Source organism: Aeromicrobium panaciterrae (genome assembly GCF_031457275.1).
Lineage (GTDB): Bacteria > Actinomycetota > Actinomycetes > Propionibacteriales > Nocardioidaceae > Aeromicrobium > Aeromicrobium panaciterrae_A.
On sequence record NZ_JAVDWH010000001.1, the window covers coordinates 911374 to 926883 of the forward strand.

Sequence of the window (15510 nt, forward strand, 5' to 3'; positions counted from 1 at the left end):
GCTACCTTCATGTAAAGCACCTGCCGTTGAGGCAACTCCCAGGGTGCACAAGGAGGACGACATGACGATCCAGGCAACTGTCGACGGAGTCGACATCCAATGGCGTGACAGCAAGCGTTATCTGTGGCTGATGGGCGCGATCATTCCGCTCATCCCCATGGCCATGTGGGGCTTGTACGCGTGGACCGGCTCGACCGTGTCGTGGTACTTCGGCCCGTTCTTCGTCTTTGTGCTGATCCCGATCGCCGATGCCATTGCGGGTATCGACCGCGACAACCCGCCTGACGAGGTCATCGACGCGTTGGAGGAGGACCGCTACTACCGCTGGGTCACGTACGCGTTTATCCCCGTGCAGATCGCTGGCCTCATCTGGGGCGCCTACTTGCTCGGTGGCGGCACCCTGCCCGGCATCGACGACCCACTGACCGTCGCCCAGAAGATCGGCCTCGCCCTCGGCCTTGGCATGGTTGCAGGCATCGGCATCAACACGGCTCACGAGCTCGGACACAAGAAGGAGGAGTACGAGCGCTGGTTCGCCCGCGTTGCACTCGCGCAGACCTTCTATGGACACTTCTTCATCGAGCACAACCGCGGCCACCACGTACGCGTCGCCACGCCTGAAGACCCGGCGAGCGGCCGCCTCGGCGAGACCGTCTGGGAGTTCATGCCTCGTACGGTGTGGGGCAGCCTCAAGAGCGCCTGGGAGCTGGAGAAGAAGCGCTTCGCCCGCCAGAAGAAGAGCCACTGGTCGATCAAGAACGACCTGTTCAACGCCTGGATGTTCTCCGTCGTCCTGTGGGGCGGACTCACGGTCGCATTCGGCCCCGAGATCCTCCCCTACCTGGCGCTGCAGGCGATTGCCGGAATCTGGCTGCTTGAGTCGGTCAATTACCTCGAGCACTACGGCATGAAGCGCCAGCTGCTGGAGTCCGGCCGCTACGAGCGGGTCAACCCGAGCCACAGCTGGAACAGCAACAACATCGGCACGAACGTGCTGCTCTATCACCTGCAGCGCCACAGCGACCATCACGCGAACCCGACGCGCCGCTACCAGGCGTTGCGCGACTTCAAGGAAGCTCCGGTCCTTCCGACGGGTTATGCAGGCATGATCGTTCTCTCGTGGGTGCCGCAGATCTGGCGCTCCGTGATGGACAAGCGCGTCATGCGCCACTACGACGGTGACCTCAGCCTCGCCAATGTTCACCCGCGCACAGCCGCGAAGTACGCGAGGAAGTACGCAGCATGAGCCAGTTCATCTGCCCCAACTGTGAGTACGTGTACGACGAGGACAAGGGCGATCCTCGCGAAGGCTGGCCCGCCGGCACTCCGTTCGCGGAGGTCGACGCCGACTGGACATGCCCGGACTGTGGCGTACGCGAGCAGGTCGACTTCGTGCCGATCGAAGAGTTCGATCACAACGACCAGGACGGCAACATCATCGCTGCGGAGACGCGCGCCAAGAAGGAACAGTCATGAAGCGGTGGGAGTGCCAGCAGTGCGGCTTCATCTACGACGAGGCTGAAGGTTGGGAAGAAGAGAACATTCCACCCGGCACGAAGTGGGAAGACATCCCTGACGACTGGACCTGCCCCGACTGTGGTGCAGCCAAGGCGGACTTCACGATGTTGGAGCTGGTCTGATCCATGCGGACTGTCATCGTCGGTGCGGGTATCGCGGGAGTCAGTGCTGCTGGCGCACTCCGAGCGTCAGGTCGTGAGGGCGAGATCGTCCTCGTCGGCGATGAACCCGAGCTGCCCTATCGGCGACCGCCGGTCTCCAAGGAGATCGTCCGTGGTGAGAAGACGACGGATGAGATCCGTATCAAGAAGGCGGAGTGGTTCGCTGACCAGCAGATCACCCTGCGCACCGGCGTGACGGTCACCTCGATCGGCGACGGCACTGTCGAGCTCGATGGTGAACGGTTGTCATACGACCAGCTGCTGCTGGCCACGGGCGGCCGCGCACGCAACCCGTGGGACGCGTTGGGCATCCGTACGCTCCGGTCGGTTGCTGACGTTCCGCGCCTCCAGTTCGAGATGGCTGCCGGCAAACACCTCATCGTGGTTGGCGCCGGCTTGATCGGCTCGGAGATTGCTGCCAGTGCTCGCGGCCTCGGGTGCGAGGTCACGCTCCTCGAAACAGCCAATGTGCCGCTGCCGCGCTTGCTCCCGCCGGAACTGGCTCAGATGTACGTCGATCTGCACAAGGCTGAAGGCACTGACCTTCACACCAACGTGACCGTCGAGTCGATCACTGACGAAGGCGAGACCGTCGTACGCGCCGATGACGGGCGATCCTGGTCTGGACCGGTCGTGGTGGTTGCGGTCGGCATGGAGCCCAACGTCTCCCTCGCCGAGCAGGTGGGTCTCGCGATCGCCCCGGCTGAGGACGGCGGTGGCATCCTGGTCGACGAATTCGGTCATACGTCTGCCTCGGGCATCTTCGCTGCCGGCGATGTCGCCAACCAGCCGAATCTCGTGCTGGGTGGTCGCCACCGTGTCGAGCACTGGCAGGGCGCGCAGAACCACGGCGCGTCCGTCGGCAAGAACATGGCTGGCCTGGAACTGCCGTTCGCCGAGGTCCCGTGGTGCTGGTCCGACCAGTACGGCCACACGCTGCAGGTTGTCGGTTGGCCACTCGCGACACACGAGCTCGTCGTACGCGGCTCGCTCGCTGAACATGACTTCACTGCCTACCTTCTGGAAGACGGCGTCGTACGAGGTGCAGTGGCGATGGGCCGTCCTGGCGAGATCCGTACGGCCCGCACCTGGATCGCTGACGGTGCCCGGCTCGAGGACGTGCTCGCATGACGGAGGTCGTGGCGCGCGTACCCGTACGAGAGCGGCTGCTGGGTTCTGCCCAGGCCGTCATTGAGGCGACCGGTTGGTCGAGCGTCACCATGGCGGGTATTGCCGATGCCGCCGGAGTCAGTCGGCAGACGGTCTACAACGAATTCGGCACCAAACATGGCCTCGCGCAGCAGCTCGCTCTGCGAGAGCTGGAGCGATTCCTCGAAGTCGTACGTCAACGCATGGAGGCTGAGAGCGAACTCATGCCAGCGATCCAAGGAGCGTGCGAAGGTGCGTTGCTCCTGGGGGAGCAGAGCCTGATCGTGCGTACGTTGGTCGGCTCGCTGCCTGAAGAACACGATCCGGAGCTCCTCCAAATCCTGACGACAGAGTCCGGCGACATCATCGAGGTGGCGGTGATCGCCGTGAAGCAGACGATCATCGATCGGTTCGCTCAGCCATTCACCGACGCCGAGCTGACTGTGGCCGTCGAGGTCGTCGTACGTCTGGTGCTCTCCGCCATCACCCGTCCGGCAAAGCCAGCTCGAGAAGCTGCCGCCGACATCGCCTGGGTTGTCGGGCTCGCCTTCAAGGGCGCTACGAGCTAGCGGCCCGTCACTCCGTCGATCGCCTGTCGAAGGATGTCGGCGTGCCCGTTGTGGCGCGCGTACTCGCCGATCATGTGCACGTACGTCATCCGTAGCGACATGTCTTCGCCGTGGTTCTTGAATGAGTGGTCGAAGGACAGGTCGGCGACTGCTTCGTCGCCGAGCCGCCACTCTTCCTGGATCTGTTCGAAGGCGGCGGGTGCGTCCTCCGGCACGAGGTGCTCGAAGTCGTAGTCCTTGCCGAGCGACAGGTCGTACAGCGGCTCGATGCCGGTCGCGCCAGCACGAATGCGGAACCAGGTGCGCTCAACTTTCGCCATATGTCGTACGAGTCCCAGCAGTGACAGATTCGACGGCGGAACGGGCTGGAGAGCCAACTGCTCGCCGGTGAGGCCGGCGCAGATGTTGAGGAGCGTCGCGCGTTCCCACTGGAGGAAGGTCTCGAGGATCGGACGATCAGGCCCGGTGAGAGGTCCGTCTACAGGATCAATTGCGGGGGCGGTCCAAGGCATTGCGCCATCGTAGACACGACTAGATCCAGCGGTTGAACCACATGCGGTCGCGCCAGGAGTCGTAGGTGATCAAGTCGTCGGTGTAGATCGGATGGAAGTACCAGAACGTTGCGATGACGGCTGTCACGAGCACGCCGGCGACGAGCCACACCGCGTAACGCTGACGAGGCGTCTCGGCGGCTTTGACGAGGCCGCTCACCACGAGTGAGAGCGCAATGATCGTGAATGGGATCGAAACAACCGCATAGAAAGAGAAGATCGGTCGACCGGACGAGATGAACCACGGCAACCAGCTGGCAGCAACGCCGAGGATCGGGATCTCCCAGCGCAGGTACTTCAATGACTCTGTCTTGGTCGTGAACCACGCGACGACCGATGCCATCAGGGCGAGGGCGCCGGTCCACCAGAGCACAGGGTTGCCGAGCAGGAGCACTTCGCGCATACAGCTTGATGTTGCCGACGCTCCGCACGACGCAGCGGGGAGGTTGTTCTGCGCGTCCACGCCAACAGGCCGCTCCATCACGAGCCAACCAAGCGGGTTCGACTGATACGGATGTGTCTTGCCGGCGAGGTAGCTGCCGGTGTGGAAGTCCCAAGTGATGACGTGGAAGTGCCACAGCGAACGGAACGCGTCGATCGTGGAGCCGAATGGGCCGCGCGTCGGGTCGCTGATGTACGCGCCCCATCCCTTGCCCTCGCCGATGCCCTGCCCGAAGCGCTGCTCATACAGATCGTGGTGGATGAGCCACCCGGTCCAGGTCGCGATGTAGACGACGAAGGCGACGCTGACGATTGAGAAGAACGCAGGCGTGCCAACCGCCAGAGTCGTACGTACCCAGTGATGCTTCAACCCGCGATCGTGGGTGTGCTCCCGACGAGCAAGCACCTCCCAGATCACGACAAGTACGCCGAACACGGCGAGCACGTAGACGCCGCTCCACTTGGTTCCGCACGCCATGCCGAAGCAGACTCCTGCGAGGAGTTGCCACGGTCGGAAGACGCGGTAGTGGTGGAGTCGTTCTCGTACCCAGTCGCGATCAGCAACCAAGCAGGCAACGCCACTGATGATCCAGAAGGCGAGGAATCCGTCGAGCAGGGCGATGCGCGACATGACGAAATGCAGGCCGTCAAAGCAGAGCAGCAGCCCGGCAAAGCAGCCGATGATGGTTGAGCCCGTGAGGCGCCGTACGAGCCTGGCCAGTACGAGGACCGTCAGTGCGCCGACCACGACGGCTGAGATGCGCCAACCGAATGAGTCGAGTCCGAAGATCTGTTCGCCGATCGCGATGATCCACTTACCGCCATCGGGATGGGTGATCTGCGTCGGCTGTCCGGTCATGAGTCCGGTGAGATCACCTGCGACGACCTTCTCGTTGGCCTTCTCGATGTAGTCCTGCACGTAGCCGTGCTTGAGCAGCGACCACGCGTCCTTGGCGTAGTAGGTCTCGTCGAACATCAACCGGTTCGGATAGCCGACATTCCAGATGCGGATGACAAAGGCGAGTGCCGCGACTCCGATGGGACCGATCCAGCCCCAGGCTCCCTCTTTCAAATAGGGACTGCGAGAGACGCGGTCAACGATCACGGTTTGATCGTAGGCGAGGATGGGACGCATGCTGATCCTCGCCGCGACACCTATCGGCCAGGTTGCCGATGCGAGCAGCCGACTCGGTGAGGCGCTCGCGACTGCGGATGTCGTCGCGGCTGAGGACACGCGACGGCTCAAGCGACTGACCTCCGAACTTGGCATCGAGATCACCGGACGTGTCGTCTCGTACTTCGAAGGCAACGAGGAGCGTCGTACGCCGGAACTCGCGGCGATGCTGCGCGATGGCTTGACTGTGGTCTTGGTGACGGACGCGGGTATGCCCAGCGTGTCGGACCCCGGCTATCGACTCGTCGTCGCTGCGATCGAGGCTGACATCGCGGTGACCGCGATCCCCGGTCCGTCGGCAGTGCTGACTGCGCTCGCGGTCTCAGGGCTGCCTGTAGACCGGTTCTGTTTCGAGGGGTTCCCGCCGCGCAAGGCGGGGGAGCGCACGACTGCGTTCACCGAGCTCATCTCTGAGCGGCGCACGATGGTTTTCTTCGAATCGCCACACCGTACGGAGGCGACGCTGCGATCCATGGCGGATGTGTTCGGCGCCTCACGACCGGCGGCGGTATGCCGGGAGCTGACCAAGACGTACGAAGAGGTGGCTCGCGGTGGACTCGCGGAGCTCGTCGAATGGGCCGCTGGCCAGGAGCAAGGTATCCGTGGCGAGGTGACGATCGTGGTCGGTGGAGCGCCCGCTGACGCGCGTACGTACACCGCGGACGACCTCAAGGCGCTCGTCGCAGAACGTCAGGCCGAGGGGCTGTCGCGCAAGGATGCGGTCGAGCAGGTTGCCGGTGAGACGGGTGCGCGCAAGAAGGATGTCTACGACGCCGCGCACTCGTAAGGCGTCTCTCGCAGCCCCACTAGGATTGAGGGCGTGTCAGATTCCACGTTCTACGTCACCACCCCGATCTACTACGTCAACGATGCCCCGCACATCGGGCACGGCTACACGACGGTCATGGGTGACATCATCACGCGCTGGCACCGCCAGCGCGGCGAGAACGTCTGGTACCTGACCGGCACCGATGAGCACGGCCAGAAGGTCCTCCGCAAGGCCGAGGACAACGGCGTCAGCCCGCAGGAGTGGGTCGACAAGCTCGTCGAAGAAGAGTGGAAGCCGCTGCTCAAGACGCTCGACATCGCCAACGACGACTTCATCCGTACGACGGAGAAGCGCCACGAGGACGGCTCGAAGGCGTTCTGGCAGGACCTGTTTGACCGCGATGCTGTCTACAAGGGCAGTTTCGAGGGCTACTACAGCGTCGGCGCGGAGGAGTTCATCGCTGAGGACGACGTCGTTGACGGCGAAGACGAAGACGAGGGTTTCAAGGTCTCCAAGATCGACGGCACTCGACTCGAGTTCCAGACCGAGGAGAACTACTTCTTCCGCCTCAGCGACTACCAGCAGAAGCTGCTCGACTTCTACGAAGCGAACCCGACGTTCATCCAGCCGGAGTCGGCGCGCAACGAGGCGATCTCCTTCGTCTCGCGCGGACTGCGTGACCTCTCGATCTCGCGCTCGACGTTCGACTGGGGCATCGACGTGCCATGGGACGACAAGCACGTCATGTACGTGTGGATCGAAGCGCTCCTCAACTACGCGACGGCGGTCGGCTACGGCACGGACGAGAAGCGTTTCGACGAGGTCTGGCCTGCCAACATCCACCTGGTCGGCAAGGACATCGCCCGATTCCACGCCGTCATCTGGCCCGCCATGTTGATGGCCGCTGGCAAGCCTGTGCCGCACCAGGTCTTCGCGCACGGCTGGATCTTGGTCGGCGGTCAGAAAATGTCCAAGTCCAAGGCCAATGGCATACGTCCCGACGAAATCGTCGACACCTTCGGTTCCGACGCGTACCGCTACTACTTCGCGCGTGCGCTGACCTTCGGTAGCGACGGCTCGATCTCGTGGGAAGACATGCACGCTCGCTATCACGCCGAGCTTGCCAATGGCTTCGGCAATCTTGCGTCGCGAGTTGCCGCGATGATCGGCAAGTACTTCGACGGCGTTCTGCCCGCTGCTGGCGCGACCACGCCTGCAGAACAGAAGGTGATCGACCTCGTTGCCTCTGCGGTGGCTGATGCCGACGCGGCGATCGACGCAGTTGCGCCGCAGGATGCTCTGACCGCCGTTTGGCGCATCGTGGATGAGCTCAACGGCTACATCACCGAGCAGGCTCCGTGGAAGGTTGCCAAGGATGATCCTGACTCGGATCGCCTTGCAACGATTCTGACGACGGCCGCTGAGGGACTCCGCGTGCTCGCGGTCGTACTGAACCCGGTCATCCCGAAGGCTTCCGAAGTGCTGTGGGGTTCGCTTGGTGCAGAGTCGGCGCTCGGTGGGCTGGGCGACCAGCGGATCGATGGCATTGCCGCCTGGGGTCAGCTCCCGACCGGCACGACGATCACCAAGCCGTCTTCGCTCTTCCCGCGTATCGAGGCCGCATCAGAGTGACATGGCCTGAAACTCCCGAACGGTTGCCGTTCCCGGTGGTGGACAACCACTGCCACATGGACATGCCGCCCAGAGACGTCGACGTGCTCAGCGTCGACGAGGCGCTCGACCGCGCGGCCGCGGTCAACATCACGCGCATCGTCCAGGTTGGCTGCGATCTGCCCGGCGCGCGCTGGGCGGTCGAGACGGCGAAGGCCTACGACTCGGTGGTCGCCGCCGTCGCGCTGCACCCGAACGAGGCGCCTCGCCTCGCCGAGGCCGGCAAGCTCGAGGAAGCCCTGGCGGAGATCGACTCGCTGGCCGGATCTGGTGACTACGTACGCGCGATCGGCGAGACAGGACTCGACTACTTCCGTACCGGCGATGAAGGCAAGGAAGCGCAGCATCACTCGTTCCGCGAGCACATCCGGATGGCCAAGCGTCACAACAAGGCACTGATGATCCACGACCGCGACGCACACGCCGATGTCCTCGAGGTTCTCGACGACGAAGGGATCCCCGACCGTACGGTGATGCACTGCTTCTCTGGCGACGCAGATTTCGCCATGGAGTGCGTGGAACGAGGGGCGTTCCTGTCGTACGCAGGCACCGTCACGTTCAAGAACGCCGCCAATCTGCGCGAGGCGCTGTTGGTCACTCCGCGGGACCGAATCCTCGTGGAGACGGATGCGCCCTTCCTCACACCCTCGCCGCACCGCGGTCAGCCAAATGCGTCGTATCTGATTCCGCTCACCGTGCGATTAATGGCTGAAACCCTAGGGATTTCTGCCGACGACCTGTGTCGGGACATCAGCGCCAACACAGATCGTGCCTATGGCGGGACATGGCCAGAACGAATTTGATCCTGCGGTGGCCCTCGCTATGGTGAGAGACTGCCATGACCTCGGATTCCAAGGATTAAGCAGTGCCCCACGCAGCGCCAAGCAAACATCGCCACGCACATCGTCGGCCGCGTAGATCCACTTCGGTGATCGCTCTCAACCTCGCGATCGTCCTGCTCGTCGCAGGCGGCACCGCTGCGTACGGCGCCTTCAGCAAGACCATCACCGTCACGATCGACGGCCAGAAGGACACGATCCGTACGTTCGGCGACACCGTCTCTGACGTCCTGGCCGCCAAGGACATCACGATCAACGATGGCGACAAGCTCAGCCCGTCACCGGCCACGGCCGTCGACGACGGCGATTCGATCGACATCTCGTACGCGAAGCCCGTCACCCTCGCAGTCGACGGCACGGTCACGAAGCACACGGTCTTCGATCGCACGGTCGGCGAAGCGCTCGATGAGTTTGGCGTGAAGCCGGCCGCCGACGCCTACGTTTCTGACAAGCGCTCGGCTCCGCTGTCGCGCAAGGGCTCTGAGATCGTCATCAGCACTGAGAAGACTCTGACCGTCGTTGCTGACGGCAAGTCCAAGAAGGTGACGACCGAAGCGCCGACCGTCGCCAAGGTGCTCGAAGCCGCCAACGTTGCGCTCGACAAGGACGATGAGGTCAAGCCGGGCAAGGCTGCCTTCGTGAAGCCGGACCAGAAGCTCAAGGTCGTTCGCATCGAGAAGGTCACCAAGACCGAAGTCGTACGCGTGAAGTTCCCCGTTGAGGTTCGCAAGGACTCGGAGGCGATGGTAGGCGAGGTCTCCGTCGTCAAGGCCGGCAAGAAGGGCAAGAGCCGCGAGAAGGTCACCCTCGTCATGGCCGACGGCAAGCTCCGCGACCGCATCGTGCTGACCAGCGAAGTGCTGGTGAAGCCTGTCGGTCAGGTCGAGTCGCACGGCACCAGCACCACCCCGCCCGACAGCGTCTGGGACAAGATCGCCCAGTGCGAGTCCGGCGGCAACTGGCACATCAACACCGGCAACGGCTACTACGGCGGTCTGCAGTTCAGTGCCGCGACGTGGCGCAGTGTCGGCGGACCCGGACTGCCTCACCAGAACAGCCGTGAGGTCCAGATCAAGTACGCCAAGATCCTCCAGGCCCGCTCGGGCTGGGGCCAATGGGGATGCGCCCACGCGAGGTTCGACTGACACCGCCGCGGCTCCTCGGTCCGTCCGACATCCGAGAGCTGGCTGAATCCTGCGGGATTCGGCCCACCAAGCAGCGGGGGCAGAACTTTGTCACCGATGCCAACACCGTTCGTCGCATCGTCAAGACGTCCGGCATTGATCCTGAAGACGTAGTGGTCGAGATCGGTCCGGGCCTCGGTTCGTTGACGCTCGGACTGCTCGAGGTCGCGCGCCACGTCACAGCCGTCGAGATCGACGACGTCTTGGCTTCTCAGTTGCCGTCGACCATTGCGACGTACGCGCCCGATCAGGTCGGCAACTTCGAGCTGGTTGTCGCCGACGCCATGAAGGTCACTTCATTGCCCGGCCCTGAGCCGACCGCGATGGTGGCCAACCTTCCGTACAACGTCTCTGTGCCGGTGCTGCTGACCTTTTTCGAGCGCTTCCCGTCGATCCAGACGGGTCTGGTCATGGTGCAGGCAGAGGTCGCGCATCGTCTGGCCGCCGGCCCGGGGTCCAAGACGTACGGCGTGCCGTCGGTGAAGTCCGCTTGGTACGCCGAGATGCGCCTCTCGGGTTCCGTTGGCCGCAACGTCTTCTGGCCGATGCCAAACGTCGAGTCCTCGCTGGTCGCGTGGAAGCGTCGCCCGGAGCCTGGCGACGAAGCGCATCGCCTGCGTACGTTCGCCGTCATTGACGCCGCCTTCGCCCAGCGCCGCAAGACCATGCGCGCTGCTCTGTCAGTGCTCGCCGGTTCCGGTGCCGCTGCCGAGGACGCGCTTGTCAAGGCCGGCATCTCGCCCCAGGCTCGCGGCGAGTCGTTGGGCATCGAAGAGTTCGCCCGCCTCGGAGAGTTTCTCTAACCACACGAGCGCAGTCGCGTAACCAATGTGGGGCAGTCGAGTTGGTTGAGTACACAACGATCTTCCAGACCAGTTGGAGTCCTCCCATGCGTCTCAAGCTCAAGATGTCGGCCGTTGCAAGCGTCGTGGCCGTGGCTGCGCTCTCGGTCCAAGGTCTGTCCCCGGCGATGGCTGCCGACCCAGTGCCCACCGCGACGGCTGCTGCGACTCCCGCCGTGCCGGAGGACGTCCCAGGTCCTCCAGCCGAAGACACCGAGGGCCTGGTCGACGTGAAGATCGGGGACGCGACTGTTCCGGTCGGGTTCTCGTTGCTCGAGAAGTACGACGTCTTCCAGATCGCCAGGTACGACGTCAGCGATTCGAATTACCACTACACGGGCTACCTCGACCAGTACGACGGACAGGCTGTCGGCGTGTACATCGACGCAAACGTCGCCGACCTGCTCAAGATCACGAGTCGCAAGATAGCCGGTGCTGAGGTGCCCAGGAGTGCAGGAGGGAACTCGAATTCGCACGAAGTGGCCCGGTTCAGCCTTGACGGGTTCTTCTTCGCGCCAGGCATTGAGCTCTTCAACATCGAGTCGAACGCAAAGAGCGCGCCTGTCGACCGCTTCACCAACCGGCCCGAGGCGCAGGCGGCCGTCAAGATCTCGAGGCTCAGGGCCGCGGGGCTGGTCATCGAGGGCATCGACGTGACCGCGCGCGCGGGGCAGAACTACTACTCGGGGCAGACCGGGGACAACACGTTCTCCGCCACGACGACGATGCACGTCGCGCGTCTGAAGTCCGGCACCAAGGAGTACCAGAACTACGACGTGCCGCCCAACACGACGTACTCCATCCCCGGGCTCGGCAAGGTCGTCCTCAATGAGCAGAAGATCACCGAGCTCCCCGGTGACCGGTATGCCGCCAAGGTGAACGCCGTTCGCATCACGCTCAGCACTGCAAGCCTCGGCCTGCCAATTGGCACCAACATCTACATCGGTTCCGCCGAGGCCGTCGTCTACGAGTAGCGGTACGTGAGCTGCGCTCTTTGACTGACTCGCCGCCTCCGTCAGGAGTAGCGTGCGGCTAAGTCAGTCTGCACAAAAGGAGCAGCACCATGACATTCATTCAGATCATCGAAGGTCACACGACGCGCGGAGATGAGATCGAGGCTGCCGCCGCAGAGCTGGAGGCAGCAACGGCGGGCCGGTTTACCGCGATCAGGTCGATCAGGACGCAGGATCGCGACGATCCGACCAAGTTCATGACGATCGTGTTCTTCGACTCGTTCGAGTCGGCGATGGAGAATTCAGATCTCCCGGAGACGGGCGAGTTTGCGGCGAAGATGGCGCAGCTCGTCGACGGACCACCGACATTCCACAACCTCGACGTAGTGGTGGACAAGTCCTTCTAGGTCGCCGGACTTTGGTTGGCGCCACGCACTAGGTTGTTCCGGGTGAATGTCGCTACCGTCCGGGTCCCCGCCAAGATCAATCTGTGCCTGGGCGTCGGACCGGTTCGCGAAGACGGCTATCACCCGCTTGCCACGGTCTACCAAGCCGTGGGGCTCCACGACGAGGTACGTGCGACCAGCCGCGCGGACGACGAGATCAATGTCGTCGTCAACTCTGAGCTGGACGTACGGTCCGAGCTTGCCACCGTGCCCGAGGATGACAACAACCTTGCCGTGAAAGCAGCGAAGCTGCTGCGCGACCACACGGGCTTCGTCGGTGGTGTCGATCTCGCGATCCGCAAGGTCATCCCCGTCGCTGGCGGAATGGCTGGCGGCTCTGCCGACGCCGCTGCCTCGTTGGTCGCCTGCAATGACGCCTGGGGCACTGGGCTTGGCCGCGCCGATCTCGAATTTCTCGCCGCGAAGCTCGGCAGCGACGTGCCGTTCCTTCTGCACGGCGGCAATGCGGTTGGCGGCGGACGCGGCGAGACGATCAGCCCCGTACTTGCGCGCGGTTCGTACCACTGGGTGTTTGCGATCGCGGCCGAAGGATTGTCCACGGCCGCCGTGTACGCGGAGTTCGACCGGCTCAATGCCGATGGCAAGGTGCCCGAACCGAAGGTGCCGGACGCGCTGCTCGCTGCCCTGCGGGCCGGCGATGCAGATGCCCTCGGCGACGCACTCTCGAATGACCTCACCGAGGCGGCGCTGTCGCTTCGACCCGAGCTGCAGGACACCCTTGAGGTCGGCATCGAGGCGGGGGCACTTGGCGCCATACTCTCTGGTTCCGGGCCGACAGCGATGTTCCTTGCGTCAGATGAGCAGCACAGCCTCGACATCGCTTTCGCGCTGACCAGTGCTGCGGCCTGCGCCGATGTCGTTCAGTCGCACGGGCCTGTGCCCGGCGCCCGACTCGCCTAAGCGTCGATCAGCTCGGAAAGTTCGATCCAGCGGTGCTCGTGATCTGACACCTGCTTCTCGAGGTCAGCCACTTCCTTGGTCATGGCCGTGAGACCGGGCACGTCAGAAGGATCGTGCTGAGCCATTTCGGTGTGCAGGGCGTCGATGCGAGCCGTCAGCTTCTCCATCTTGCGGTCGATGGACGCGATTTCCTTCTTGGTGTTGCGCAGCTCGGCGCTCGATAGACCAGATACGGCGGCGACTGGGCCGCTGTCTGTTGGCCGGGCGTCCTGCTCCTTGCGAAGTCGCAGGTACTGGTCGACGCCGCCGGGCAGGTGCCGGAAGTGACCGTCGAGGATTGCGTACTGCTGATCGGTGATGCGCTCGAGCAGATAGCGGTCGTGCGAGACGACGAGCAGCGTTCCAGGCCACCCGTCGAGGAGATCCTCCATCGCGGCAAGCATGTCGGTGTCGAGATCGTTGGTCGGCTCATCGAGCACCAGCACGTTGGGCTCGTCGAGCAGGATCAGCAAGAGCTGGAGGCGACGCTTCTGCCCACCGGACAGATCACGTACGGGCGTGGCCATCTGCGCGTTGGAGAAGCCGAGTCGCTCGAGCAGCTGTGAAGGAGTCATCTCCTTGCCGCCCGAGACATAGGCGGTGCGCTGGCGGCCGATGACATCGCTGACGCGGTCGTTGGCGACCTCCTTGAGCTCGTTGAGCTCCTGGGTCAGCGCCACAACCTTGACGGTCTTGCCGCGCTTGACCCGTCCGGTCGTCGGCTGCCCCTTGCCGATCACGAGGTTGAGCAGAGTCGACTTGCCAACGCCGTTGGCTCCGAGGATGCCGGTACGTTCGCCCGGTCCGATGCGCCACTCGACATTGCGGAGAACGTTGAGGTCACCGTATGAGACCGACACGTCGAGCAGGTCGACAACGTCCTTGCCCAGTCGGGCGGTCGCCATCTGCTTGAGCTCGATCGGGTTGCGCGGCGGCGGCTCGTTCTCGATCAGCGCGTTGGCGGCATCGATACGGAACTTTGGCTTCGCCGTACGCGCCGGTGCACCGCGGCGGAGCCAGGCGAGCTCCTTGCGCATGAGGTTTTGTCGCTTGGACTCCGTCGCCGACGCATGCCGGTCGCGCTCGACCCGCTGCAAGATGTATGCCGCGTAGCCACCTTCGAAGGGCTCGACGATCCCGTCGTGCACCTCCCATGTCGCCGTGCAGATCTCGTCGAGGAACCACCGGTCGTGTGTCACGACCAGCAGTCCGCCAGAGTTGCGCGCCCAACGCGTCTTGAGGTGGCCAGCCAGCCAGGTGATGCCCTCGACATCCAGGTGGTTGGTGGGCTCGTCGAGGAAGAGCACGTCGTCGTCGCCGATCAGCAGACGAGCGAGTGCGATGCGGCGGCGCTGGCCACCACTCAGCGTTCCGACCTCCGAGTCCCACGGAATGTCGGCGACGAGACCGTCGATGACGTCGCGGATCTTGGCGTCGCCAGCCCATTCATACTCAGGGATATCGCCGACCACGGCGTGGCCGACGGTCTGCTCGTGGTCGAGCGTGTCGGTTTGGTCGAGCACACCGATTGTCACGCCGCCGCGACGAGTCACGCGGCCTGAGTGAGGTTCGAGGCGCCCCGACAGGATCGACAGCAGAGTTGACTTGCCGTCGCCGTTGCGGCCGACAATGCCGATGCGGTCACCCTCGTCGATGCCGAGTGTCACCGACTCGAAGACGGTTTTGGTCGGAAAATCCACGCCAACTGATTCGACTCCGAGAAGATGTGCCACCGCACGAGTTTACGTTGCCGCCGCTGGGCGAGCGTCAGTGGTCGAAGGGGCGCGAAAGCGTACGCAGTGCATCGGCGAGCGCCTTGGCTTCGTCAGCGGAGAGACCGTCGAGCAGCTCGTGCTCGTGCTCGAGCAGCGAGTCGATTGCGCCATCGACTGCAACGCGACCATGAGCGGTCAGTCGTACCTGTACGCCTCGTCGATCTGCCGGATCGGGAAGGCGCTCGACGAGGCCCTTGCCGACCAGTCGATCGACGCGGTTGGTCATCGTGCCGCTGGTCACCAGCGTCTCCTGCACGAGCTGTCCGGGGGACAGTTGATAGGGCTTGCCGGCGCGACGAAGGGCCGACAGCACGTCGAATTCTGACGACTCGAGATCGTGATCCGCGAACGCTTGCTTGCGAGCGCGATCGAGGTGCAGCGCGAGGCGAGTGACCCGGCTGAGCACCTGCATGGGAGAGACGTCCATGTCCGGGCGCTCGCGACGCCAGGCTGCGATGAGCCGATCGACGTCATCTTCCTGCGCGCGGGACATACCTCCATCGTATGC

The 15510-nt window shown here is 63.8% G+C and carries 17 protein-coding genes; 13 read left to right on the forward strand and 4 right to left on the reverse strand.

Features of this window, described 5'->3' with window-relative positions; genetic code table 11:
- The first annotated feature begins 61 nt into the window (after positions 1–61).
- From J2X11_RS04740 to J2X11_RS04760, 5 genes are read left to right on the forward strand one after another with little or no spacing between them, the layout of a single operon-like run.
- Positions 62–1246: an alkane 1-monooxygenase gene (locus J2X11_RS04740; protein ID WP_309967248.1), complete on the forward strand. Its 1185-nt coding sequence runs from the start codon at positions 62–64 to the stop codon at positions 1244–1246.
- Positions 1243–1476 (forward strand): rubredoxin, encoded by a 234-nt coding sequence (locus tag J2X11_RS04745; RefSeq protein ID WP_309967250.1) that lies wholly within the window; start codon positions 1243–1245, stop codon positions 1474–1476. Before J2X11_RS04740 ends, J2X11_RS04745 begins: the two co-directional genes overlap by 4 nt.
- Entirely contained in the window at positions 1473–1640 is a 168-nt protein-coding gene (locus J2X11_RS04750; protein WP_309967252.1) for a rubredoxin, read from the forward strand. The genes J2X11_RS04745 and J2X11_RS04750 overlap by 4 nt, the downstream gene beginning before the upstream one ends.
- A 3-nt stretch (positions 1641–1643) precedes the next feature.
- On the forward strand, positions 1644–2810 hold the full coding sequence (locus J2X11_RS04755; RefSeq protein ID WP_309967254.1) for an NAD(P)/FAD-dependent oxidoreductase: 1167 nt from the start codon (positions 1644–1646) through the stop codon (positions 2808–2810).
- Positions 2807–3397 (forward strand): TetR/AcrR family transcriptional regulator, encoded by a 591-nt coding sequence (locus tag J2X11_RS04760; protein ID WP_309967256.1) that lies wholly within the window; start codon positions 2807–2809, stop codon positions 3395–3397. The genes J2X11_RS04755 and J2X11_RS04760 overlap by 4 nt, the downstream gene beginning before the upstream one ends.
- On the opposite strand, the gene J2X11_RS04765 is transcribed toward J2X11_RS04760, so the two are convergent.
- Together J2X11_RS04765 and J2X11_RS04770 are read right to left on the reverse strand one after the other, a co-directional pair.
- Positions 3394–3909 carry a DinB family protein gene (locus tag J2X11_RS04765; RefSeq protein WP_309967258.1) on the reverse strand — a complete coding sequence of 172 codons (516 nt, stop codon included), beginning with the start codon at positions 3907–3909 and terminating at the stop codon, positions 3394–3396. The two genes, J2X11_RS04760 and J2X11_RS04765, sit on opposite strands and share 4 nt — an antisense overlap.
- Before the next feature lie 19 nt (positions 3910–3928).
- Complete coding sequence (locus J2X11_RS04770; RefSeq protein ID WP_309967260.1) at positions 3929–5494, reverse strand: dolichyl-phosphate-mannose--protein mannosyltransferase; 1566 nt, start codon at positions 5492–5494, stop codon at positions 3929–3931.
- A gap of 28 nt (positions 5495–5522) precedes the next feature.
- On the opposite strand from J2X11_RS04770, the gene rsmI reads away from it, so the two are divergent.
- The 8 genes from rsmI to J2X11_RS04810 all read left to right on the forward strand — a co-directional run bounded on the left by rsmI (position 5523) and on the right by J2X11_RS04810 (position 13188).
- Positions 5523–6350 carry a 16S rRNA (cytidine(1402)-2'-O)-methyltransferase gene (gene rsmI, locus J2X11_RS04775; RefSeq protein WP_309967263.1) on the forward strand — a complete coding sequence of 276 codons (828 nt, stop codon included), beginning with the start codon at positions 5523–5525 and terminating at the stop codon, positions 6348–6350.
- Positions 6351–6383: 33 nt separating this feature from the next.
- Complete coding sequence (gene metG, locus J2X11_RS04780; RefSeq protein WP_309967265.1) at positions 6384–7964, forward strand: methionine--tRNA ligase; 1581 nt, start codon at positions 6384–6386, stop codon at positions 7962–7964.
- Positions 7961–8806 (forward strand): TatD family hydrolase, encoded by an 846-nt coding sequence (locus J2X11_RS04785; RefSeq protein ID WP_396127846.1) that lies wholly within the window; start codon positions 7961–7963, stop codon positions 8804–8806. Before metG ends, J2X11_RS04785 begins: the two co-directional genes overlap by 4 nt.
- A 125-nt stretch (positions 8807–8931) precedes the next feature.
- Positions 8932–9987, forward strand: a complete 1056-nt coding sequence (locus J2X11_RS04790) for a ubiquitin-like domain-containing protein (RefSeq protein ID WP_309967267.1) — start codon at positions 8932–8934, stop codon at positions 9985–9987.
- Positions 9963–10829: a 16S rRNA (adenine(1518)-N(6)/adenine(1519)-N(6))-dimethyltransferase RsmA gene (gene rsmA, locus J2X11_RS04795; RefSeq protein WP_309967269.1), complete on the forward strand. Its 867-nt coding sequence runs from the start codon at positions 9963–9965 to the stop codon at positions 10827–10829. The genes J2X11_RS04790 and rsmA overlap by 25 nt, the downstream gene beginning before the upstream one ends.
- 86 nt (positions 10830–10915) lie before the next feature.
- Positions 10916–11842: a choice-of-anchor P family protein gene (locus tag J2X11_RS04800; RefSeq protein WP_309967271.1), complete on the forward strand. Its 927-nt coding sequence runs from the start codon at positions 10916–10918 to the stop codon at positions 11840–11842.
- A gap of 89 nt (positions 11843–11931) precedes the next feature.
- Positions 11932–12228 (forward strand): hypothetical protein, encoded by a 297-nt coding sequence (locus tag J2X11_RS04805; protein ID WP_309967273.1) that lies wholly within the window; start codon positions 11932–11934, stop codon positions 12226–12228.
- Positions 12229–12270: 42 nt separating this feature from the next.
- On the forward strand, positions 12271–13188 hold the full coding sequence (locus tag J2X11_RS04810) for a 4-(cytidine 5'-diphospho)-2-C-methyl-D-erythritol kinase (RefSeq protein ID WP_309967275.1): 918 nt from the start codon (positions 12271–12273) through the stop codon (positions 13186–13188).
- On the opposite strand, the gene J2X11_RS04815 is transcribed toward J2X11_RS04810, so the two are convergent.
- Entirely contained in the window at positions 13185–14960 is a 1776-nt protein-coding gene (locus J2X11_RS04815; protein ID WP_309967277.1) for an ABC-F family ATP-binding cassette domain-containing protein, read from the reverse strand. The two genes, J2X11_RS04810 and J2X11_RS04815, sit on opposite strands and share 4 nt — an antisense overlap.
- A 34-nt stretch (positions 14961–14994) precedes the next feature.
- Positions 14995–15495, reverse strand: a complete 501-nt coding sequence (locus J2X11_RS04820; protein WP_309967279.1) for a MarR family winged helix-turn-helix transcriptional regulator — start codon at positions 15493–15495, stop codon at positions 14995–14997.
- Positions 15496–15510 lie beyond the last annotated feature (15 nt).